This is a genomic window from Devosia sp. Leaf64 (assembly GCF_001421945.1).
In the GTDB taxonomy this organism is placed as follows: Bacteria; Pseudomonadota; Alphaproteobacteria; order Rhizobiales; family Devosiaceae; genus Devosia.
The window spans coordinates 30,499-51,595 of the sequence record NZ_LMLO01000007.1 but is presented as its reverse complement, the minus strand read 5'-3'; the positions used below and the strand labels follow the sequence as shown (position 1 = coordinate 51,595).

General features: G+C 61.4%; 22 protein-coding genes. 15 read left to right on the top strand and 7 right to left on the bottom strand.

The features are described 5' to 3' along the window. Positions 1–24: 24 nt before the first annotated feature. Positions 25–1,425, top strand: a complete 1,401-nt coding sequence (gene fumC / locus ASE94_RS05105) for a class II fumarate hydratase (protein ID WP_062629479.1) — start codon at positions 25–27, stop codon at positions 1,423–1,425. Positions 1,426–1,540: 115 nt separating this feature from the next. Continuing rightward, positions 1,541–1,969, top strand: a complete 429-nt coding sequence (locus ASE94_RS05100; RefSeq protein ID WP_062629478.1) for a nitroreductase/quinone reductase family protein — start codon at positions 1,541–1,543, stop codon at positions 1,967–1,969. Positions 1,970–2,056: 87 nt separating this feature from the next. On the opposite strand, the gene ASE94_RS05095 is transcribed toward ASE94_RS05100, so the two are convergent. Next, a complete protein-coding gene (locus ASE94_RS05095; protein WP_062629477.1) occupies positions 2,057–2,536 on the bottom strand; it encodes a VOC family protein in 480 nt (159 codons plus the stop codon). A 209-nt stretch (positions 2,537–2,745) separates the two neighbouring features. Between ASE94_RS05095 and ASE94_RS05090 the strand changes: the two genes are divergently transcribed. The 3 genes from ASE94_RS05090 to ASE94_RS05080 all read left to right on the top strand — a co-directional run bounded on the left by ASE94_RS05090 (position 2,746) and on the right by ASE94_RS05080 (position 5,656). After that, entirely contained in the window at positions 2,746–4,764 is a 2,019-nt protein-coding gene (locus tag ASE94_RS05090) for a GAF domain-containing protein (protein ID WP_162236046.1), read from the top strand. Continuing rightward, entirely contained in the window at positions 4,764–5,132 is a 369-nt protein-coding gene (locus ASE94_RS05085) for a response regulator (protein WP_062629475.1), read from the top strand. The genes ASE94_RS05090 and ASE94_RS05085 overlap by 1 nt, the downstream gene beginning before the upstream one ends. A 71-nt stretch (positions 5,133–5,203) precedes the next feature. Further along, on the top strand, positions 5,204–5,656 hold the full coding sequence (locus ASE94_RS05080; protein WP_244483975.1) for a hypothetical protein: 453 nt from the start codon (positions 5,204–5,206) through the stop codon (positions 5,654–5,656). Positions 5,657–5,786: 130 nt separating this feature from the next. On the opposite strand, the gene ASE94_RS05075 is transcribed toward ASE94_RS05080, so the two are convergent. Together ASE94_RS05075 and gloB are read right to left on the bottom strand one after the other, a co-directional pair. After that, a complete protein-coding gene (locus ASE94_RS05075; protein WP_156351875.1) occupies positions 5,787–6,038 on the bottom strand; it encodes a hypothetical protein in 252 nt (83 codons plus the stop codon). Between the two features lie 141 nt (positions 6,039–6,179). Continuing rightward, positions 6,180–6,947: a hydroxyacylglutathione hydrolase gene (gloB, locus tag ASE94_RS05070; protein ID WP_062629473.1), complete on the bottom strand. Its 768-nt coding sequence runs from the start codon at positions 6,945–6,947 to the stop codon at positions 6,180–6,182. A gap of 115 nt (positions 6,948–7,062) precedes the next feature. Between gloB and ASE94_RS05065 the strand changes: the two genes are divergently transcribed. The 3 genes from ASE94_RS05065 (at position 7,063) to ASE94_RS05055 (ending at position 10,274) form a co-directional block, all read left to right on the top strand. After that, complete coding sequence (locus ASE94_RS05065) at positions 7,063–7,797, top strand: class I SAM-dependent methyltransferase (protein ID WP_062629472.1); 735 nt, start codon at positions 7,063–7,065, stop codon at positions 7,795–7,797. 414 nt (positions 7,798–8,211) lie between these two features. Beyond that, complete coding sequence (gene hisC, locus ASE94_RS05060) at positions 8,212–9,306, top strand: histidinol-phosphate transaminase (protein WP_062629471.1); 1,095 nt, start codon at positions 8,212–8,214, stop codon at positions 9,304–9,306. Then, complete coding sequence (locus ASE94_RS05055) at positions 9,303–10,274, top strand: prephenate/arogenate dehydrogenase family protein (protein WP_062629470.1); 972 nt, start codon at positions 9,303–9,305, stop codon at positions 10,272–10,274. The genes hisC and ASE94_RS05055 overlap by 4 nt, the downstream gene beginning before the upstream one ends. On the opposite strand, the gene ASE94_RS05050 is transcribed toward ASE94_RS05055, so the two are convergent. Continuing rightward, positions 10,271–10,948, bottom strand: coding sequence for a transglycosylase domain-containing protein (locus ASE94_RS05050; protein ID WP_244483974.1), 678 nt, complete (start codon positions 10,946–10,948; stop codon positions 10,271–10,273). The two genes, ASE94_RS05055 and ASE94_RS05050, sit on opposite strands and share 4 nt — an antisense overlap. Before the next feature lie 116 nt (positions 10,949–11,064). Here ASE94_RS05050 and ASE94_RS05045 point away from each other — a divergent pair, with 116 nt between their 5' ends. The 5 genes from ASE94_RS05045 to ASE94_RS05025 all read left to right on the top strand — a co-directional run bounded on the left by ASE94_RS05045 (position 11,065) and on the right by ASE94_RS05025 (position 14,248). Next, positions 11,065–11,967 (top strand): polyprenyl synthetase family protein, encoded by a 903-nt coding sequence (locus ASE94_RS05045; protein ID WP_062629468.1) that lies wholly within the window; start codon positions 11,065–11,067, stop codon positions 11,965–11,967. Between the two features lie 3 nt (positions 11,968–11,970). After that, a complete protein-coding gene (locus ASE94_RS05040) occupies positions 11,971–12,603 on the top strand; it encodes an MOSC domain-containing protein (protein WP_062629467.1) in 633 nt (210 codons plus the stop codon). Positions 12,604–12,614: 11 nt separating this feature from the next. Next, positions 12,615–13,082: a YbaK/EbsC family protein gene (locus ASE94_RS05035; RefSeq protein ID WP_062629466.1), complete on the top strand. Its 468-nt coding sequence runs from the start codon at positions 12,615–12,617 to the stop codon at positions 13,080–13,082. Continuing rightward, complete coding sequence (locus tag ASE94_RS05030) at positions 13,064–13,714, top strand: 50S ribosomal protein L11 methyltransferase (protein WP_244483973.1); 651 nt, start codon at positions 13,064–13,066, stop codon at positions 13,712–13,714. Before ASE94_RS05035 ends, ASE94_RS05030 begins: the two co-directional genes overlap by 19 nt. A gap of 105 nt (positions 13,715–13,819) precedes the next feature. Next, a complete protein-coding gene (locus ASE94_RS05025; RefSeq protein WP_062629464.1) occupies positions 13,820–14,248 on the top strand; it encodes a PACE efflux transporter in 429 nt (142 codons plus the stop codon). A gap of 86 nt (positions 14,249–14,334) precedes the next feature. On the opposite strand, the gene ispG is transcribed toward ASE94_RS05025, so the two are convergent. Next, a complete protein-coding gene (ispG, locus tag ASE94_RS05020) occupies positions 14,335–15,576 on the bottom strand; it encodes a flavodoxin-dependent (E)-4-hydroxy-3-methylbut-2-enyl-diphosphate synthase (protein WP_062629463.1) in 1,242 nt (413 codons plus the stop codon). Positions 15,577–15,655: 79 nt separating this feature from the next. Between ispG and ASE94_RS05015 the strand changes: the two genes are divergently transcribed. Beyond that, on the top strand, positions 15,656–16,621 hold the full coding sequence (locus ASE94_RS05015) for an arabinan endo-1,5-alpha-L-arabinosidase (protein ID WP_062629462.1): 966 nt from the start codon (positions 15,656–15,658) through the stop codon (positions 16,619–16,621). A gap of 50 nt (positions 16,622–16,671) precedes the next feature. Continuing rightward, a complete protein-coding gene (locus tag ASE94_RS05010; RefSeq protein WP_061908218.1) occupies positions 16,672–16,971 on the top strand; it encodes a DUF1232 domain-containing protein in 300 nt (99 codons plus the stop codon). Between the two features lie 40 nt (positions 16,972–17,011). On the opposite strand, the gene ASE94_RS05005 is transcribed toward ASE94_RS05010, so the two are convergent. Both ASE94_RS05005 and ASE94_RS05000 read right to left on the bottom strand, forming a co-directional pair. Next, the gene (locus ASE94_RS05005) at positions 17,012–18,910 is read right to left on the bottom strand and encodes an ABC transporter ATP-binding protein (protein ID WP_062629460.1); all 1,899 of its coding nucleotides are present in this window, start codon (positions 18,908–18,910) and stop codon (positions 17,012–17,014) included. Then, positions 18,907–20,670 (bottom strand): ABC transporter ATP-binding protein, encoded by a 1,764-nt coding sequence (locus ASE94_RS05000; RefSeq protein ID WP_244483979.1) that lies wholly within the window; start codon positions 20,668–20,670, stop codon positions 18,907–18,909. The genes ASE94_RS05005 and ASE94_RS05000 overlap by 4 nt, the downstream gene beginning before the upstream one ends. Positions 20,671–21,097: the final 427 nt, after the last annotated feature.

Below are 21,097 nucleotides of genomic sequence, written 5' to 3'. Positions count from 1 at the left end.
GCGGCCACAGCCGGAGAGCCAGATATGACCATGCGTATTGAATCGGACACGATGGGCACCATCAATGTCCCGACCGACAAGTATTACGGTGCTCAGACGGCTCGCAGCCTCGCCAATTTCGACATTGGCGGGGAAAAGATGCCCAAGGAAATCATCACTGCCTTCGCGATCCTGAAAAAAGCCGCCGCGATCACCAATACCAAGCTTGGCCTTCTCGACCCAGCGCTGCGCGACCTGATCGTTGCGGCAGCCGATGAAGTCATCGACGGCAAACTCGACGACCACTTCCCGCTCGTCGTCTGGCAGACCGGCTCGGGCACCCAGTCGAACATGAACGTCAACGAGGTCATCTCCAACCGCGGCATCGAGATGGCCGGCGGCACCATGGGCTCGAAAAAGCCGGTGCACCCCAATGACCATGTCAACATGAGCCAGTCGTCCAACGACACCTACCCGACGGCCATGCACATCGCCGCCATCGAAGCAGTCGTCAATTACCTCTTCCCGCGCGTCAAAATCCTGCGCGATACGCTCCATTCCAAGTCTGAAGAGTTCATGGACGTGGTCAAGATCGGCCGCACCCATCTCCAGGACGCGACGCCCCTGACCCTCGGCCAGGAAATGAGCGGCTGGGTCGCCCAGATCGACCTCGCGGTAAAAGCCATCGAAGTCACCCTGCCCCAGCTGCGCGAACTCGCCCTCGGCGGCACTGCCGTCGGCACGGGCCTCAATGCCCACCCCGATTACGCCGTCGCCGTCGCTGCTGAAATCTCGACGCTCTCGGGCCACGAGTTCATCACCGCGCCGAACAAGTATGCCGTCATGGCCGGCCACGACGCCTTTGTCGGCACTTCGGGCGCCCTTAAGCAGCTGGCTGTCGCTTTCATGAAGATCGCCAATGACGTGCGCTGGCTCGCCTCCGGCCCCCGCTCCGGCCTCGGTGAATTGACCATTCCGGAAAACGAACCCGGCTCCTCGATCATGCCGGGCAAGGTCAATCCGACGCAGTCCGAAGCCATGACCATGGTCGTCGCCCATGTCATGGGCAATGACGCCGCCATCGGCTTTGCCGCCTCCCAGGGCAATTTCGAGCTCAACGTCTTCAAGCCCGTCATCGCCTACAATTTCCTGCAGTCGGTCCGCCTCCTTGCCGATGCGGCCAAGTCGTTCAACGACAATTGCGCCGTCGGCATCGAACCCGACCGCAAGCGCATCAAGCAGCTCGTCGATCAGTCGCTGATGCTGGTGACCGCGCTCAACCGCAAGATCGGCTATGATAACGCGGCCAAGATCGCCAAGACCGCACACAAGAACGGCTCGACGCTGCGCGAAACCGCCATCGACCTTGGCCTCCTGACAGGCGAAGAATTCGACGCCGAAGTGAAGCCCGAGCAGATGGTCGGTCCACTGACGATCAAGAAGTAAGCTTCGTCAGCCTCAAAAAAATGCCGCCCCAACCGGGCGGCATTTGTTTTTACCGGTCTTGTTCAATGGGTCCGCGACACCTAGCTCTAGCCTCACCCCAGACACGAGGTCCGACATGAGCAATTTCAACGACCAGGTCATCGCCGACTTTAACGCCAATGGCGGCAAGCCCGGCGGCTATTTCGAAAACGCCCCGGTGCTCCTGCTGCATTCGATCGGCGCAAAGTCGGGGCTCGAACGCACGCAGCCGCTGATGTATCTGCGCGAAAACGACACCGGCCCCTGGTATGTGTTTGCCTCCTATGCCGGCGCCCCCAACAATCCGGCTTGGTATCACAACCTCATCGCCCACCCCGATTTCGACATTTCCGTAGGTGACGGCACGACCATCAGCCGCCTTCCCATTCATGCCCGCGTCGTCGAAGGCGAAGAGCGCGACGCGATCTATGCGCGCCAGGCGAGCCTCTTCCCGCAATTTGCCGATTACGAAAAGAAGACCACCCGCGAGGCCATTCCGGTCATCGAATTGACCCCACGCCACTAAGGCAGGACATCCCCACCTCTCCCCCATCCCACCAGATGTCACCCCGGGCTCGACCCGGGGCCCATCCTGAGATGTCGAGCCTGAAGCCTAGCCCCGCGCCGCCGCCTCGATTGCAGCGACATCGATCTTCTTCATCGTCATCATCGCTTCAAAGGCCCGCTTGGCCCCCGGCCCGCCCTTCTGCATGGCTTCGGACAGGGCGCGCGGCGTGATCTGCCAGGAAATGCCCCACTTGTCCTTGCACCAGCCACACATGCTCTCTTCGCCGCCATTGCCGACAATGGCGTCCCAGTAGCGGTCGGTCTCTTCCTGGCTGTCCGTCGCGATCTGGAAAGAGAACGCTTCGCTGTGCTTGAAAGCGGGTCCGCCATTGAGCGCGATGCAGGAAATGCCCATCAGGTCGAACTCGACCGTCAATACGGCTCCAGCGTCGGTCGATGGATTATCGCTCGGCGCCCTGTGCACGGACTTGACGACGGTATCGGGAAAAGTCTCGGCATAAAACCGCGTTGCCGCTTCGCCATCCTTATCGAACCAGATGCAAATCGTATTTTTGGCGATCGTCATGATTGTCTCCTCAAACCAGCCCGCCGAGCGGGATCACCAATACGACGCCTGAGCCTTGGCGTCTTCAACACCCAGTCTGGCTCTTTTTCAAAGCCTGTCCAATCACCACTTTTCCCATAATCCACCAAGCCGCTGGGAACTCGTTGGCCCAAGTGGTAGTTGCCGATACAGTGTTAACCCGTGTTATTTCCGCGTATCGGATGCCGATCTTGACTGAAAGCCACAGAGCGCCGGGTGTGGCGCCCCATGTCCGCGCTCTTCGTCAGTCCGGTTTGCTCAGCGCAGCCGGCGACGATCACTTCGAAAAGCACATTCAGCTCGTGCGCAACGCGCTCGGCGTCCCCGTGGCTATCGTCTCGCTGCTCGAAGAAGATCGCCAGGTTTTTGCCGCTCATGCCGGTCTGCCAAAAGTCTGGGCCGAAAAGGGCGAAACCCCGCTCACCCATTCCTTTTGCCAATATGTCGTGCGCGAAGAAGCCAATCTTTCGGTCGCCGACGCCCGCCTCCATCCGGTTCTCAAGGACAATCTCGCCATTCGCGATCTCGGCGTCATCGCCTATCTCGGCACGCCCCTCCGGCTGCCGACGGGAGAGGTCGTCGGCGCTCTCGCCGCCATCGATACCAATGCGCGCGCTTGGAGCGAGAGAGATCGTCTCCTTCTTGAATCCATTGCCGAAGTCGTCAGCGACAAGATCCGCGCCTATATTTCCGATCTCAATTGGGAGACCATGTTCGCCCAGTTGCATGAAGGCATGATCATGGGCGAGGTCCTCCGCGATGAAGCGGGCCACGTTCACGATTGGCGCCATCGCGAGGTCAACCCAGCCTGCGGCAGGATGCTCGGCATCGATTATCGCAAGATCGCCGGTAAAACCCTTCGTGAGCTTTTTCCAGCCATCGAACGTGAATGGCTCGATGAAGTCGCCTCTGTCGTCGAAACGGACCAGCCTGCCCGCTTCCTCCGCCAGTTCAGCGGCTTTGATCGGTGGTATGAGGGATCGTGCCAGTCGACGGGCCCCGATACCTTCGTCATGCTCTTTATGGACGTCACGGCTCGCGTCAAAGCCGAAGAAGAATTGCGGGCGAGCCAGGATTTCACGACGCTGCGCCAGGCCGCTCTCCTTGAGATTGGCGATAGAACCCGCGCCACCATCGATATCGATCTGATCCTTGCAAGCACCGCCGAAGTCCTCGGCAAGGCGCTCGGCAGCACGCGTGCAGGGTATGGGCAGGTCGATCCTTTGACCGACACTGTCGAGGTCGGTCAGGATTGGACAGCGGGCAGCGCCGTCTCGATGGCCGGCATGCATCATTTCCGCGAGTACGGGTCTTTTATCGAGGATTTGAAGCGCGGCGACGATGTGCTGATTTTCGATGTTTCGCAGGATGAACGCACCCGAGCCTCCGAGGCGCTGCTGCTCGCCCATGATATCCGCATGCTGGTCAATATCCCGATCATGGAAAGCGGCGTCATGACCGGGCTGATGCTGCTGCATTTCGATAAGCCCCGGCCATTCGGCAAGGTCGAGGCCGATTTCGTTCGCGCCGTCGCGGACCGCACCCAGGCCGCCCTCAAGCAGGCCCGAGCCGTCGCCGCCGAAAAATTGCGCGAGGGCGAAATCAGCCACCGCCTCAAGAATTCCATGGCTATGGTTCAGGCCATCGCCATGCAGACGCTCAAGGGCGCCGACATCGAAGATCGCCGCGCCGCCTTCACCGCGCGCCTCTCGGCGCTCGCCAATGCGCATGAGCTCTTGTTGAAGCGCACCTGGCATAGCGCGCCGCTCGACGAGACCATCCGGTCCGCCCTCCTGCCCCACGGCGAGGCGCACCGCTTCCATATTTCGGGTCCCACGCTCGATCTCAGCCCCAAGCAGTCGCTGTCCATGTCGCTTGCGGTCCACGAGCTTGCGACCAATGCCATCAAATATGGGGCCCTTCGCGAGGCCGAGGGCAAAATTTCGATCGGCTGGAGTCTCTTCCGGTCCGAAACTGGCCAGCCCATGTTTGGCTGGACCTGGCAGGAAAAAGGCGGCCCCATCGTCGCCCCGCCGCAGCGCTCGGGTTTCGGCTCGCGGCTGATTTCCCGCGTGCTGCCATCGGATTTTGCCGGTGAAGTCGCCATCGACTATCCCCCAACCGGCCTTGTCTGCACTCTTACCTGTCCGGCTTGGGATACAGTGGATGTACCGCCGACCGATGCCGACCTTGTCGAGGTCTCGGCCTGATGGATAGGCTGATCAAAGTTCTTGTCGTTGAAGACGAACCGCTTCTGCGCATGGGCATTGTCGATCACCTTGAAGACGAGAATTTTGTGGTCCTCGAAGCAGGCAATGGCCATCAAGCCATCGCACTTCTCGAGCGTAGCCTCGATGTGACCGTGGTCTTTACCGATGTCGATATGCCCGGTGGCATGGGCGGCATAGAGCTCGCGAATATCGTCCGGCAGCGCTGGCCCGATATCAAGCTCGCCGTCACCTCCGGCTTCCGCCTCGTCGGAAACGAAGAACTCCCCCACGGCAGCCTGTTCTTTCCCAAACCCTACGATCCGCCTGCCATCGCTCGGGCGCTGAGGAAACTCGTCGCAAAGTCCTGAGGCAGTCGAATAGTCTTCTTCCGCCTCAATCAAACCTCTGGCATGCTCGTGCGACCAATCGGAGATCCGCCATGACGGAAACCGTCGTCCTGCCCACTCACACCGTCACCAGCCGCCGCCGCAATGGCTTCATCGTGCCGCTGCTGATCATCCCCTTCTTGATCTACAATCTCGTCGTGTTCCTCTTCATCGGCGGCAATCCGATCAATTGGGCGGCCGGGCTTTTTTCCATTCCCATGCCCTCAGGCATGCCCTGGGCCGTGACGGCGGGCGATCTTCTCCTCGTCATCGGCGTCATCATGCTTTTCTTCGAAGTGCTGAAATCGACCCAGACGGCGCGCAATTCGATCATTGAGCACATGCTCTCGATGTTCCTCTTCGTCATCTTCCTCGTCGAATTCCTGCTCGTCGGCGCCGCCGCCAGCTCGGTCTTCTTCCTTCTGATGGTCATGAGCCTGATCGACGTCGTCGCCGGCTTCACCGTCTCCATCACCAGCGCGAGCCGCGACGTGTCGATGAACTGACTTGGGCTGCTGCCGAATGTCACCCCGGCGAAGGCCCAGGCCCATCCTAAAATGTACTGACCATCCCCAAAAAACAAAAAATCCCCGCCTCATCAGCGGGGATCATTCTTTTGAACCTCTGGTCGGATCTTCAGGCGACAACCGTCTTTCGATAACCTTCCGGCATCCGGCGCACCGCGATAGCCGCGCTTTGCGCATAGGCCCCGACGGCGCGATCGACACTCGCCCGGCGCCGTTCGCGCTGCGGCGGCAACCGATCCCGCGCCGCAATCAGCTGGCTGATGAATTCGACAGTCGGCGCGCCGCTCGCGAGCGATGGACGCGCTGCAGCCGGCGTCATCAGCGCGGGCAATTGGGATCGATATGTCTCAGTCTCGGTCATCTGGAACCCTCGCCTGTCTCATTGCGAGCCGGCTGTCCCATTTTGAGACGGGACAACACTGCTATGCCCCTATAGGAGCAACGGGCGTGCCAGATGTTAACGGAATGTTAACCGATTACGATCCCAAATCGTCGTCAGACGTCAGAAATTATCCTTGCCCTTGCGGATCGCGGCGAACACCTCGGCCGGGTCCTTGCCCTCCAAACCATAATGCGCCGCCAGTTCCGGCGCATCGGCCCGAAGGAAGGGATTGGCGCGTTTATCCTCCCCCAATTCGAACGGAATCGTCGGCTTGCCCCCATTGCGCAGCGAGTTCACGAGATCCGCCCGCTGCTGCAGCGCTCGGTTGTTGGGATCGATGCTGAGCGCGAATTTGGCATTGGATTGGGTATATTCATGGCCGCAATAGACGAGCGTATCGTCCGGCAATTCGCGGAGGCGCTTGACCCCTTCCCACATCGGTCCGGGCGTGCCTTCGAACATCCGCCCGACCCCGAGCGAGAACAGCGCATCGGCAGAAAACAGATGTTTTCCAAAGGGTTCGAAGTAAACGATATGCCCCAGCGTGTGGCCCGGCGTCGCGATGATCTTGAAGGAGGTCTCGCCGAGCGTAACGGTGTCGCCATCGCCCACCAGCTCATCGAGCCCATCGATCTTGTCCGCCTCGGCCCGCGGCCCTACGACCCGGCACCCAAACGCCGCCTTCAATTCGGCAATGGCCTCCACATGGTCGATGTGGTGATGGGTGATAAAAATATCTGTCAATGTCCAGCCGGTGCGCTCCAGCGCATCGCGGATCGCATTCGCTTCGGGCGCATCGAGCGCCGCGGTCTTGCCGGTCGCCTGATCATGCAGCAAATAGCCGAAATTATCGGTCCGGGCGGAAAAAACATCGACGACCAAAGCCATTTAGCGGCTCCTTGCAATTTCAAAATTCGGTTCGGGTACCAAAGCTAGGGTGCCCAAGGGCCGAACACAACCGCCGCATTGGACAAGTCCACGCCCCAATGGCTAAACTCAAGCCATGACCAGCGATGTCACCCGCCTGATCTCCTATTATAAATCCCCGCTCGGGCGCATTTCTCGCGCCTTGATCCGCGAGCAAATCATTGCTTTGTCAGGCAATTTGTCCGGCAAGCGCGTGTTGGGTCTTGGCTTTGCCACCCCCTATCTACGCTTCGCGCTCGAACCCGCCGAACGCGTCGTCGCCCTTATGCCGGCCCGCCAGGGCGCCTCGGCCTGGCCGCGTGAAGGTCCGTCGCGCACCGTCCTCAGCGATCCCCTCGAGATGCCGCTGACCGATGCCGCGATCGATCTCACCATCGCCGTCCATGCCCTCGAACATGTTGCCGATGCTGAAGAATTGATGCGCGAACTCTGGCGCATCACCGCGCCCAACGGCCATCTCATCATCATCGTCCCCCGCCGCCGCGGCATCTGGGCCCAGCGCGATGTGACCCCATTTGGCCAGGGCAATCCCTATTCGGGCGGACAACTCGAAAAGCTGCTCCGCGATCACTCCTTCGTGCCCGAAGCCTGGCGCGACGGCCTCTTTTTGCCCCCGGTCCAGTCCTCGCTGTTCCTCCGCTCCGCCCGCTTTTTCGAGCGCATGGGCCGCCTTTTCGGCCCGCCGATGAGCGGCGTCATCTGCGTTCGCGCCCGCAAGGAAGCCTTCCCGGCCATCCCCCGCCGCAAACGCGCCGAGCGCTATGTGCGCCTTCCCGGCATGGCCCCGGCAACGGCGCGATCCAGCTCTTGAGGACATGACGGGGCGCCGGATGGCCTGAGCCTCCGGTTGACGTGGTGGACGGACCCCGGAGCGGCATTCGCCTCGAAGGAATTTAGAGTTTTATGAAGCGGAAACCGCTCCGGGGCGCCCGCTTTTCGGACAGGATTCACAGCGCCCCTTTGATCGCTCGTCGCGAGGCGGCCAATCCCCGAACGTGCGATGGAGACGATCCATCGCCGGGCCCCCTCGCCACTGTCGTCTGCAGACCGTCCGTGCGAGGTTGGACCTAAAGAATAGCGTGAAACCGGGGTGGCGGGGATAAACGGGATAAGTGTGCCCTTCCCCCGACCCAACCATCACCATCCAGGCAAGACAGGCTTTGCCTTTCAGACCCCTTTTGCATATGGTCCGCGCGGCCTTTCCTGCCCGTCATAAAAGTGCGTCATGACCAATCCCAATCGCCCCACGCCGCAGCCCGGAATTTTGGATATCGCCCCCTATTTGCCGGGCAAATCCGGCGCGCCGGGCAGCACGACGGTCAAACTCTCGGCCAATGAATCTCCGCTTGGCGCCAGCCCCAAGGCCGTCGCGGCCTTCGCAGGCGCTGCAGAAAATCTTGCGATTTACCCTGAAGGTTCCTCGCGTATCCTGCGCGAAGCCCTCGGCGAAGTGCACCGCATCGATCCCGCCCGCATCATGTGCGGAAATGGTTCGGATGACCTCCTTCACCTGATCGCCCAGACTTATCTCGGGGAAGGCGACGAGGCGGTGATGAACCGCTATGGCTTTTCGGTCTATCCGATCATCACCATGGCCACCGGCGCCAAGATCGTCATGGTCGAAGAGACCGACTATACCGCCGATGTCGACGCCATCTTGGCCGCCGTTACCGACCGCACGAAGATCGTCTGGCTCGCCAATCCCAATAACCCGACCGGCACCTATCTCTCGGACGCCGAAGTGCGCCGGCTTCACGCCGCGCTGCGCCCCGATATTTTGCTCGTCGTCGACAATGCCTATGCCGAATATGTCACCGCGGCTGACTTTTCCGTAGGGCTAAAACTGGTCGGCGAGGCGGACAATGTCGTCATGGTCCGCACCTTCTCCAAGATGGGCCTCGCGGCCGCGCGCATCGGCTGGATGGTTGGCCCCGACCACATTATCGACGCGCTCAACCGCATCCGGGGGCCGTTCAACGTCAACCTACCGGCCCAGCTTGCGGGCGCTGCGGCGACGCGCGATGTCGACTTTAACGAAAAGCTGCGCGCCCACAATGCCAAGTGGCGCGACTGGCTGACGACCGAACTCAGTGGCAACGCCATGCGCGTGCTGCCGAGCCAGGCCAATTTCATCCTCGTGCTGTTTCCCGATGCCGCGACCGCGGCCCGTGCCTTCGATACTCTCCTCGCGGGTGGCTATGTTGTGCGTGAAGTCGGCAAGTCCTACGACATCCACAATGGCCTGCGCATTTCCATCGGCTCCGATGAAGCCATGCAGGGCGTCGCCAAAATTCTCAAATCCATGGAAGCCGCCCAATGAGCGCCCATTTTCGCAAGCTCGCCCTGATCGGCATCGGCCTCATCGGCTCGTCCATCGCCCTCGCTGCTCGGCGCCAAGGCTTGGTCGATGTCATTTCCATCGCAACGCGCCGCCAGGAAACGCTCGACGAAGCGCGCGACCTGAAGCTCGGTGATATTTATACGCTCGACGCTGCCGAAGCCGTGCGCGGCGCCGATCTCGTCATTCTCTGCGCCCCTGTCGGCGCCTATGACGCGCTTGCCCGCGCCATCGGACCCGCACTCGAACCCGGCGCCATCGTTTCCGACGTCGGCTCGGTCAAGGAGCATGTGGTCAAGGTCGTGGCGCCACACCTGCCGGCCATGGTGCACTTCATTCCCGGTCACCCAATCGCCGGCACCGAACATTCCGGCCCGTCCGCCGGTTTCCCGGAACTCTTTGCCGGCCGTTGGTGCGTGCTCACTCCAGGTCCTGAAGTGCCAGCCGCAGAAACCGAAAAGCTCGCCGCCTTCTGGCGCGCCATGGGTTCGAAGGTCGAAAGCATGGATGCCGCGCACCACGACATGGTGCTCGCTATCACGAGCCACATTCCCCATCTCGTCGCCTATAATATCGTGGGCACGGTCGCCGATCTTGAAACCGCGACCCAATCCGAAGTCATCAAGTTTTCCGCCTCCGGCTTCCGCGATTTCACCCGCATCGCCGCCTCCGATCCGGTGATGTGGCGCGACGTGTTCCTCACCAATCGTGATGCCGTGCTCGAAATGCTGGGCCGCTTTCTCGAAGATCTCTCGGTGCTGCAGCGCGCCGTGCGCACCGGCGATGGCGACGCGCTCGAAGCCATGTTCACCCGCACCCGCGCCATCCGCCGTTCGATCATCAATGCGGGCCAGGAAACCGCGGCCCCCGACTTCGGTCGCCCGCACGATACCCCACCGGAGCCGGAGACCAAGTTCGTGCGCGAACATGGCGGCGGCGACGACGCCTAAAGCGCCAGCCGCCCGCCGCTGCCGACGCAATTCGCCCGCTCGCCATACAGCTGCGCCCGCTCCGCGACGATCCCCGCCACTCGTAGCAGCCCATTGTTCGGCCGCGCCGGGTTGCGTACCAGCGGATTAGGCAGCGTCACGGCCAGCAAACTCGCCGTCTGCCAATCTAAATTTTGCGGCTCACGCCCAAAGGCCCGCTCGCTCCCGGCGGCGATCCCGAACTCGCCATTCGGCCCCCATTCCGCGATATTGAGATAGATCTCCATGATCCGCTTCTTGGGCATGACGAGGTCGATATAAAGCGCCAGCGGCACTTCGAGGACTTTGCGGATCGGGCTCGGATCGTTCCAGAGAAAGAGATTGCGGGCGACCTGCATGGTCAGCGTCGAAGCGCCCCGCGTCGGCTTGCCCTCGAGATAATTGTCGACCTCGGCGCGCAGCGCCCCGAAATCGACGCCCCAATGGCGGCAGAATTGTCCATCTTCTGAGAGGATGATCGACGCCTTGAGGCGGTCCGAGACCTGATCGATATCCCGCCACTCCCGCGTCACAGGGCGTCCCGTCAGATAGCGCTCGATCATCGGCACGGAGATCGGATCGACCACCAGGTAAACCGGCGTCAGGACAAGAGGAATGGCGATCAGCACCGCAATCGCGGTGACCAAAAGGCGCAATGCCCGCCTCAAACCTTTTGCCTTTCGTGCCATGATCCGGTGATAGCGGCAGTTGGCGCTGCGGCCAAGGCCGGAGTCCCCTTGCCGCTTTTGGGGCAACGGGTTAGCAACAAGCTATGTACGACTTTTCCACCGACAGCGCCGCTTGCGCCCGAGCCGTCGAAGCCGGCCTTTCTGATTACCTGACTGGCCCACGGCTGTCCGGCCCCGGCCCGGCCGCCGATCGCGTTGTCGCTGCCATGCGCCACGGCAGCCTTGAAGGCGGCAAGCGCCTGCGCCCGCTGCTGGTGCGCCAGGCCGCCGCGATCTTTTCGGTGCCGCCGGAGGCCGCTCTCCCCGCCGGCCTCGCGGTCGAAATGATTCATTGCTATTCGCTGATCCATGACGATCTGCCCGCCATGGACAATGACGATCTGCGCCGAGGCCGCCCGACGGTCCATAAGGCTTATGACGATGCCACCGCAATTCTCGCCGGCGATGCCCTCCTCACCCAAGCTTTTGCTCTTCTCGGCGAGCCGGCCACTCATGCCGACCCCGCCGTCCGCATCCGCCTCGTCACCGAACTGGCCCTCGGCGCCGGCGCTGGCGGCATGGTGGGTGGGCAGATGCGCGATATCGAAGGCGAGAAGGGCGGCTTTTCTGATGGTGAGATTGCCATCATGCAGGCGATGAAAACCGGCGCCCTCATCCGCGCCAGCGTCCGCATGGGCGCCATCATCGGCGGCGCCGATCCGCGCGCGCTCTCGGCGCTCACCGCCTATGCCGAAGCGGCTGGCCGCGCTTTCCAGCTCGCCGATGACATCTTGGACGTCACCGCCACGCCCGAAGCCATGGGCAAGGCGACCGGCAAAGACGCTGAGGCCGGCAAGCAGACGCTCGTTTCGACCCTCGGCCTTGAAGGCGCCAGGAAGGTCTTGGACAATACCGTCAATGAAGCGCTCCTCGCGCTCCGCACCTTCGGCCCCAAGGCCGATGGCCTCCGCGCCACCGCAAAATTCTTTGCCAGCCGGAAGAACTGAGAAATGGCAAAACTGCTCGCTGTCTGCATCGGCAAGGCTGAACATATCGAGGGCTATCGCCCCCTGACCGGCATCAACAAGCGCCCGGTCGCTAGGCCAGTAGCGATCGAAATGCACGGCATCGCCGAAGACGCCGTGCTTGATCGCAAACATCACGGCGGCAATGACCAAGCCATCTACGTTTATTTCCAGGGCGATTACGATTGGTGGACCCAAGACGGGGTGGCGAACACGCCGGGTCTCTTCGGCGAAAACCTCGTCATCGACGGTCCGGTCAGCGCCGAAACCGCCATCGGAGACCGCTACCAGATCGGCGATTGCCTCCTCGAAGTCGCCTATCACCGCACCCCGTGCATGACCTTTGCCGCCAAGATGGGCGACAAGTTCTGGGTCAAGCGCTTTCACCGCGCCAACCGCCCCGGCGCCTATTGCCGCGTGCTGCAGCCCGGCAGTGTCGAAGCCGGCATGGATGTCACCGTCACGCCCTATGCCGGGGAGCGGGTCACTGTCTCCGAGCTCATGGCCTTCGACACGACGAAAAACATCCCGCTCGACTTTCTCCGCCGCGCCGTGACAACGCCGATCCGCGAACAGACACGGTTCAAATACGAAACCCGTCTCGCAGACCTGTTCTGAGTCTTTTCCCGATGAGCCTTGATTCCGTTCGCATCGACCTTGCCAACCGCGCGCCCGACCTGTCGGTTGAAGTCACTGCGGAATCGACCGCCACCGTGACACTTGCCGCGGCCGTGCATGGCGTCGAACCCGGCCAGATCGCCAAGACGCTCTGCATCCGCATCCGCGACGAAGAAGTGCTGCTCGTGACCCGCGGCGATGCGCGGCTCGACAATCAGAAATCGAAAACAGCCTTCGGCGGTCGTCCGCGCATGCTCGGCGCCGAGGATGTGTTGCGGCTGACGAGCCATCCCGTCGGCGGCGTCTGCCCCTTCGGCCTTCCCGCGCCATTGCCGATCTATCTCGATACCTCGCTCAAGATTTATGACGTGGTCATTCCCGCCGGCGGCGATACCCACGCTTCAGTGCGCCTCACCGTCGCGCGGCTGGCCGAGCTTTGCGGCAACAGATGGGTGGATGCGTGCCAGCTCCCCAAGTGAGCGCCAGGGACTATATCCTTGACCACTTCGCGCTGACGCCCCTTTCGGCCCGTCCGGATATTTCGCTTTATCGCCCCACGCCCAAGAGCGGGCTGATCTCTTTTCTGGCTCAAGAAGGCCGCGCCGACGAACCGCCTTATTGGGCCTATGCCTGGGCCGGTGGCGCCGTCCTAGCCGTGCATCTCTCGCAAAATTCAAAACTTGTTGCCGGAAAAACGGTGCTCGATTTTGGCGCTGGCTCCGGTCTCGTCGGTATTGCCGCCGCCAAGGCTGGCGCCGCGCATGTCTGGGCCATGGAGCCCGATCCCCTCGCGCATGCCGCCATGCTGCTCAATGCCGAAGCCAATGGAGCAACGCTGCACGCCTGGACCGAGCTCGGTATGCCCGAGGTCGACCTGATCCTCGCCGGCGACGTCTTTTATGACGCGAGAGTAGCTCAGGAGACGCTGCGCGCCCTCTCGGCAGCAGTTGCCAAAACCCCGGTTCTCGTTGGCGATCCCTTCCGCCGCGACCTGCCGCTCGACCACCTCGACCTCCTGGCCGAATATCAGGTGCCGGACATGGGCGGTGGCGAGCCGGTGCGGGCGGGCGTCTTCGCCCTGCGGTCAGAGAATATCGGAAATGCCCCATAGGCCTTGCCGGGAAACCGGGCAAATTCTATATCGGGGGCAAGCGAGGACGACCTCCCCCTGACTGGGCTATCGCTCGGGACGACCCGACATTTTAGGGGAAGTCCCATGCGGACCACCGCAGATCGTATCCGTCACGCCATCAGCTTTGAAGCGATCGGCATCATCATCGCCACGCCGCTTGCGGCCTTTGCCTTCCATCTACCGGGCGGCGACTCGGCTGTGATCGTCATTGCCAGCGCCACCGTCGCGATGGCATGGAATTACATCTACAATCTTGGCTTTGACCACGTGATGCAGCGCTGGACTGGCGGCACCGCCAAGACGACACGCATTCGCATCCTTCATGCGGTGCTGTTCGAGCTTGGCCTGCTTGCCATCATGCTGCCGCTCGTCGCCTGGTATTTGCAGATATCAATCTGGCAGGCGCTGATCATGGATATCGCACTGGCCCTTTTCTACATGGCCTACGCCTTCGTCTTCAATTGGGCCTATGACCGTGTCTTCCCGCTCCCCGAGTGGAAGGAAGCGGCCTAGTCAGCCCAAGTGCCCGGTCAGTTTTAACGTTCCGAGCACGAGGATCAATATAGCGAGCCAGAAGAGCCGGCGGGTATTGCGTTCGTTCATTCGGCCGCGTTCTGCCTGCCGGTGCCGAATTTGCGCTCGATATAATCGGCCACCATCACCTTAAACTGGTCAGCGACGTCGGCCCCGCGCAGCGTCGCGACCTTTTCGCCATCGACGAACACAGGCGCAGCCGGAGTTTCCCCGGTGCCGGGCAGCGAAATGCCGATATTGGCGTGCTTGCTTTCCCCGGGCCCGTTGACGATGCAGCCCATGACGGCGACCGACAGCCTCTCGACCCCAGGATAGCGCTCGCGCCATTCGGGCATCGAGACATGCAGGTGATCCTGGATTTCCTTGGCCAGCGTCTGGAACGTGCTCGACGTGGTGCGCCCGCATCCGGGGCACGCGGCCACAACAGGGAGGAACTGGCGAAAACCCATGGTCTGCAGCAATTCTTGCGCGACCTTCACTTCGGTCGTGCGATCCCCACCGGGCTCGGGCGTCAGGGAAATGCGGATCGTGTCGCCAATCCCCTGCTGCAGCAGGATGCCGAGCGCAGCCGACGAGGCGACAATGCCCTTTGAGCCCATGCCGGCCTCAGTCAGCCCCAGATGCAGCGCATAGTCGCAGCGGGCCGCAAGGTCCTGATAGACCGCGATCAGGTGCTGCACATCCGACACCTTGGTCGAGAGCAGGATTTGATCGCGCCGCATGCCCAGCTCTTCGGCGCGCGTCGCCGAGAGGAGCGCGGATTGAATGATCGCCTCGCGCTGTACGGCTGCAGCCGAAATCGGCGTTTCCGACATGGCGTTCTCGTCCATCAGCTTGGTGAGCAGTTCTTCGTCGAGCGAGCCCCAATTGACCCCGATCCGCACCGGCTTGTTGTATTTGTTGGCGATCTCGATCAGCGTCGCAAATTGCGTGTCGCGCTTGGCCTTGAAGCCGACATTGCCTGGATTGATGCGATATTTCGCCAGCGCCTCGGCGCAGGCGGGGTGGTCGGTAAGAAGCTTGTGGCCGATATAGTGAAAATCGCCAACAAGCGGCACATCGTAGCCCATGAAGGCCAGACGATCGCGGATAATAGGCACAGCCGCCGCGCTCTCGTCACGATCGACGGTAATGCGGACGATTTCTGAACCGGCGCGCGCCAGTTGCATCACCTGCTTCACGGTCGCATCGATATCGGCTGTGTCGGTATTGGTCATCGACTGGACGACGACAGGCGCGCCCCCGCCGACCATGACCCCGCCGACATTGACGCCTACCGATTTTCTGCGTGGTGCCGGACCCGCCATCAAACCACCTCGTGTTTGCGTCACAGATAAGCTCATGAACCTAGAAGAGCAATGTTACGGTTCAGTGATTGGAGGAATCATGCGCCTTCTTGCCTTGCTTGTCGCCGGGCTCCTGGCTGCGCCTGCGCTGGCCCAAGGATTGACCGGCAATATAGCCATCCATGACCCATCCATCGCGGTCCCTAGTGATGGCTTTGCGTCCTTTGCGACAGGCGTCGAAGGCGCGAGCGATGGCGGACAGATCCGCACCAAGACATCGCCCGATGGGGTAGATTGGCAGGAGACCGGCGCCCTCCCCGGTGGCATGCCCGCCTGGGTCGAGACCGAACTGGGCTTCACGCCAAAAAACATCTGGGCGCCAGCGGTCACCGAGCACAATGGCACGCATTACCTCTATTATTCGGTCTCCTCCTTCGGCAAGAACGACAGCGCCATCGGCTTGATGACCAATGCCGCTCTCAAGGCGAAAACGCCGACCGAAGGCTGGACGGATCAAGGCCTGGTGCTTCGCTCCCGCGCGGGTGACGATTTCAACGCCATCGACCCCTTCCGCATCGATAGCGGCACCAAGGCCTGGCTCGCGTTTGGCTCGTTCTGGAATGGCATCAAGCTCATCGAGATCGATCCTCAAACCGGCATGCCACTGCCAGACAGCGAGGCGCAGTTCATCGCCTCGCGCCAGGGCGATGCCATCGACGCGCCGGCCATTCTGGAACACGAGGGCAAGTTCTATCTCTTCGTCTCGTTCGACGCCTGCTGCGGGGGCATTGGCTCGAGCTATCGCATCATGGTTGGTCGCGCCGACGCCGTCACCGGCCCCTATCTCGACAAGGCGGGCAAGCCGCTCCTTGAAGGCGGCGGCACCGAACTCGTCAGCACCACCGGCCGTTTCGTTGGCCCCGGCGGGCAGGAAGTTTTCATGCGCAATGGCGAGCCATGGCTGGTCTTTCATTTCTACAACAAGGACGATGGCGGCACGCCCAACCTCTACCTCGCCCCGATCAAATGGGCCGATGGCTGGCCAGAAATCGACCCGTTGCAATGATGTGATCGACCACCCCTTGAACCGAAACCGGGCGAGACCATTTATTGATCATGATAAAGATGCTCCTCCCCCGCCTCGTTCTGTTCCGCAAGGAAGTTGTGCAGCTCTGGAAGGCTTTTTGGGCTGCTGAGACCCCGCTCTATTTGAAGGCGGCGACCCTGTTCGTTGCCTTCTATCTGATCAATCCGCTCGATATCATTCCCGACGTCATCCCGTTCGTGGGCTGGGTCGATGATATCGTCCTCGTGCCGCTGATGGTGAGCTGGATCGTCTCCCGCCTGCCTGTTCCGGCCCGCGTTTATGCCGGCAAGTATGGCAAGACCGTTGATGGTCGCGCCCGCCGCGTCTGATCGCTGATAATAAAAAAGGCGCCTGCTGGGCGCCTTTTCCTTATGTGCTTGCCGCCTTGGCATTGGCCTCGGCGACGAGTTCATCGGGAATATCGTCGAAGCTGGCATAGTTCATGTTGTAGAGCCGCGAATAAAGCCCGCCGAGCTCCATGAGCGCGTCGTGATTGCCCTCTTCGATCTTTTCCCCGTTTTGCAGCACGATGATCCGATCGGCCCCGCGAATGGTCGCCAGACGATGCGCGATCACGAGCCCCGTGCGTCCTTCGAGGAGCGTTTCCAGCGCCTTCTGGATCTGCCGCTCGGTATAGCTGTCGATATTGGCCGTTGCCTCGTCGAGGACGAGAATTTTCGCGTCCGCCACTAGCGCGCGGGCAAAGCTGAGAAGCTGCCGCTGTCCCAGAGACAGGTTCGAGCCGCGCTGTTCGAGCTTGCTGTCATAGCCATCCGGCAAGCGCTCGATAAATTCATGCGCACCCACGGCCTTGGCCGCCGCGATGACATGCTCGCGCGTTGCGGACGTTTTGTTGTAGCGGATATTGTCGAAGACGGTGCCAGTGAACAGGAACGGCTCTTGCAGCACCATGGCGACCTGTTCGCCAAGGCTCTCCTGGGTGACATTGCGCACATCGTGGCCGCCGACCAGCACCGCGCCGCCCTGCACTTCATAAAAGCGATGAACGAGCGCCATTGCGCTGGTCTTGCCCGAGCCCGTTGGCCCGACAAGGGCAACCGTCTCGCCCGGATTGACCCGGAAAGACACGTGTTTGAGCACTGGCCGCTCGGGATCATAGCCAAAGACCACATCGTGGAAAGCGACCGAGCCATCCATGTCGCTCTTGAGCTCCACCGCGTTCGGCTTGTCCGTGATGGTCACCGGCAGGTCCAAGACTTCGGTGATGCGACGGCCTGAGGTCATGGCGCGCTGCATGATCGAATACTGCATGGTCAGCGACCGGATCGGATCGAAGAAGCGCTGGATATAAAACAGGAACGCGACGATAACGCCGACCTGCAGCGAGCCATTGAGCACGAGCGAGCCACCGACCAGAACCACGGTCGCCATCGAGATACCGGTGAGGCTATCGACGATCGGTACCATGACCTGGGCGAATTTCGAGCCCGTAAGCTGGGTTTCGAGATTGTGGTAGGCCTTGTCGTCATAGAGATCGAAATTGACCTGCTGGCGCTCGAGGTTCTGCACCGTGCGCACGCCATTGATCCCCTCGGCCATGGCGCCATTGGTCAGGGAATTCGTCTCATGCGCCGCCCAGAAGGCGCGCTTGGCCGGCGGCAACCAGAAGATGCGGACGATGAAGAGGATTGGCATGGTGACGAGCGTCAGCAGCCCGAGCCATGGATCGAGCGTCAACAGCACGACGACGATGCCGATCAAGAGGACAATGTCGCCCACGGAAATGACCGAGGTCTCCAAAAATTCCTGCATGGAATTGACGTCGCCCTGCAACCGGCTCATCAGCCGGCCAACCTCGGTCTTGTCCATGAAACTGAGCGACACGCGCTGGAGCTGGGCAAACATCGCCCGTCGCATTTCAAAGAGCACGTTCTCCGCAACCTGCCCCACCTGCGTTTCCTGCACATAGGACGCGCCAAAATTGAGCAGGACCGCCACGGCAAAAGCGCCGACGGCGACCATGAGATTATTGGCATTGCCGCCCGCAACCATGGCCCCGTCGATGGCCCAGCCGATGATGAGCGGGATTGCCAATTGGGTCGCGGTGAAAACCAGCACCGCAGCGACCGACAGATAGATCTTGCCGCGAAAGGGTTTTACGAAGGCCCAGATCCGGCGGACGGTCTTGGGGTCGTAAGCCTTCCCAAAAACCTCTTCCTCGATCTTATGGCTGCCAACGCTGGCGCGCGGCGGCCGCTGGCCGGGGAAAGTGGCGCTGTCGCGTTCGTCTTCTTCAATGACGCTCATTGGGCGGCCTCCCCGATATCGATATCCGTTGGGCGCGTCTGCAGATCATAGAGCGCGCGATACCGCCCGCCCTCGGCCAGAAGCTCGGCATGGCTACCGCGCTCGACGATTTTCCCGTCGTCCAGAAAGAGGATCAGATCCGCATGCATGAGCGACGAAAGGCGATGGGCGATGATGATCGTCACGCGATCGCTCGCATAGGCCTTGATGGCCGAGCGGATGCGATGCTCCGTGCCGGCATCGATGGCGGCGGTCGAATCGTCGAACACCATCACCGCAGGCCGCAAAACCAGGCTTCGGGCAATGGCGAGGCGTTGCCGCTGGCCACCCGACAGCGATACGCCGCGCTCGCCCACCACCGTGTCATAGTCGGAGGGCAGGCCCATGATGTAATTGTGGAGCTGCGCGCTTTCTGCGGCGCGCTCGATCTTGGTTTCCTTGGCCCACGGATCGCCATAGGCGATGTTGTTTTCGATGGTCGTCGTAAAGAGAAACGAATCCTGCTGCACGACGGCAACCTGGCGCCGAAGGCTTTCGAGCGTCACTTGGCTGATGTCCTGACCATCGAGCGTGATACGGCCCGAGGTGACATCGTAAAAGCGGGGGATAAGGTGAGCCACAGTCGATTTCCCGCTCCCCGGCGCGCCGACAATGCCGATGGTCTGGCCGGCACGTCCCTCGAAGGTGACCCCGGTCAGTGTGGGATGCGCGGCGCCGGGATAGGTGAAATGCACATCCTCGAAACGCAGCGTGCCCTTGGTGATCTCCAGCGGCAGAGCCCCGGGCTTGTCGATGATCTCTTCGGCCTGATCGATGAAGGAATAGAACCGCTGCCCGCAGGTATCGGCGCGAGCGAAAGAATTGACCATCAGCCCAAGCTGGCGCACCGGCATCTGGAGGATGGTCATGAAGGTCAGAAAGCTCGCGAGCGTCCCGACCGTCATTTCACCGGCGATGACCTTATGCCCCCCGACCCAGAGCACGAGGCCCATGGCAACGAAGAACGACAGGGTCATCATCGACGTATTCTTGACGCGGATCATCACGCGCTCATGCGCAAGGTCGAGCGCCGCCGCAGAAGCGGTGTCGAATTTGCCCAGTTCATGCGTCTGGCTCGAAAATGCCCTGACGACACGAATACCGCCAAGGTTTTCTTCCATCACGCGGGTCAGCACCGAGAGCTTTTCCTGCAAGACGATCCAGGTGCCGCGCAGCAGCAATTGCGCGACAGAGGACCGCCAGGCGACGAACGGCACGAAGCTCAGCGCCAGAAGGCCGAGGACCACATCGGTCGTCAGCAGCATATAGGCCCCAACGCCGATCAAGACGGTTAAGAGTATCGTGCGCACGAAACCGGTCGAAAAGAACATGCGGACGCCATCGAGATCGAGGAGACCGAGCGTGATCAGATCGCCCGAATGGACGCGGTCGTGATAGGAATAGGAGAGGCGCTGCACCTTATCGTAAAAGGCGAGCCGCAATTCGTAGCCGACATGGTGGCCGACCGATTCCGAATAATAGTTCTGCACCAGGGTGAAGAACCCGCGCGCCACCGAGACCAGCAGCAATGTCGCCGCGCTCCAGAGCAGCGCCTGTTGCGCGCCATCGGCTGCAACGCTGATCACATTTTGCGCCTGATCGACGGCGTGGCCGAGCAGCCGCGGAATCATAAGCTGCAAGACAGCCGCGATAATGGTCGCGCCGATAGCCAGACTCGCTTGCCAATAATGCCGCAGCGAGAACAGCGTGATCCGTATCAGGGGGCTCCGGCCTACACCGTCATGGACGGCAGCAACGTGAACCCGTGCATCGCCGCGTGAACGGGCGCGGCCGGCCTTGAGGGTAGCCAAGACAGTATCCAGACATAAAAATGAGGCCCGAAGGGGAGGCGGGAAAAACCGTCGGCCAGCGATCGGGCAAATCAAAGCCCGCCTATAAAATGCGCATTGCGCCTACCATTCAAGGTGCAAATTGCGCAATTTTTGCAACTTTTCGGCGTCCCGCTACGCGGGTGAAAGGCTCCAGTGGAGCCTTTCAAGCCGAAAAGGCCATGAGACCTATGGTCGAATGGCATGCACAGGCGGCGAGGGAAGTGTCATCCCCACCTAGCCTCCCCTTAAAAGGCGAGGGACCTATTGAGCTTGGCGCGATGCTCGGGAGCCACCGCTAGATCCCTCCCCCTATTAG

Bases quoted from the DNA above. Each gene is read 5' to 3' on its own strand.
- ASE94_RS05025 (WP_062629464.1), top strand. From the start codon at position 13,820: ATGCGGACCACCGCAGATCGTATCCGTCACGCCATCAGCTTTGAAGCG.
- hisC (WP_062629471.1), top strand. From the start codon at position 8,212: ATGACCAATCCCAATCGCCCCACGCCGCAGCCCGGAATTTTGGATATC.
- gloB (WP_062629473.1), bottom strand. From the start codon at position 6,947: ATGGCTTTGGTCGTCGATGTTTTTTCCGCCCGGACCGATAATTTCGGC.
- ispG (WP_062629463.1), bottom strand. From the start codon at position 15,576: ATGGCGGGTCCGGCACCACGCAGAAAATCGGTAGGCGTCAATGTCGGC.
- fumC (WP_062629479.1), top strand. From the start codon at position 25: ATGACCATGCGTATTGAATCGGACACGATGGGCACCATCAATGTCCCG.
- ASE94_RS05065 (WP_062629472.1), top strand. From the start codon at position 7,063: ATGACCAGCGATGTCACCCGCCTGATCTCCTATTATAAATCCCCGCTC.
- ASE94_RS05100 (WP_062629478.1), top strand. From the start codon at position 1,541: ATGAGCAATTTCAACGACCAGGTCATCGCCGACTTTAACGCCAATGGC.
- ASE94_RS05040 (WP_062629467.1), top strand. From the start codon at position 11,971: ATGGCAAAACTGCTCGCTGTCTGCATCGGCAAGGCTGAACATATCGAG.
- ASE94_RS05045 (WP_062629468.1), top strand. From the start codon at position 11,065: ATGTACGACTTTTCCACCGACAGCGCCGCTTGCGCCCGAGCCGTCGAA.
- ASE94_RS05005 (WP_062629460.1), bottom strand. From the start codon at position 18,910: ATGAGCGTCATTGAAGAAGACGAACGCGACAGCGCCACTTTCCCCGGC.
- ASE94_RS05055 (WP_062629470.1), top strand. From the start codon at position 9,303: ATGAGCGCCCATTTTCGCAAGCTCGCCCTGATCGGCATCGGCCTCATC.
- ASE94_RS05080 (WP_244483975.1), top strand. From the start codon at position 5,204: ATGACGGAAACCGTCGTCCTGCCCACTCACACCGTCACCAGCCGCCGC.
- ASE94_RS05010 (WP_061908218.1), top strand. From the start codon at position 16,672: ATGATAAAGATGCTCCTCCCCCGCCTCGTTCTGTTCCGCAAGGAAGTT.
- ASE94_RS05075 (WP_156351875.1), bottom strand. From the start codon at position 6,038: ATGACCGAGACTGAGACATATCGATCCCAATTGCCCGCGCTGATGACG.
- ASE94_RS05035 (WP_062629466.1), top strand. From the start codon at position 12,615: ATGAGCCTTGATTCCGTTCGCATCGACCTTGCCAACCGCGCGCCCGAC.
- ASE94_RS05015 (WP_062629462.1), top strand. From the start codon at position 15,656: ATGCGCCTTCTTGCCTTGCTTGTCGCCGGGCTCCTGGCTGCGCCTGCG.
- ASE94_RS05085 (WP_062629475.1), top strand. From the start codon at position 4,764: ATGGATAGGCTGATCAAAGTTCTTGTCGTTGAAGACGAACCGCTTCTG.
- ASE94_RS05095 (WP_062629477.1), bottom strand. From the start codon at position 2,536: ATGACGATCGCCAAAAATACGATTTGCATCTGGTTCGATAAGGATGGC.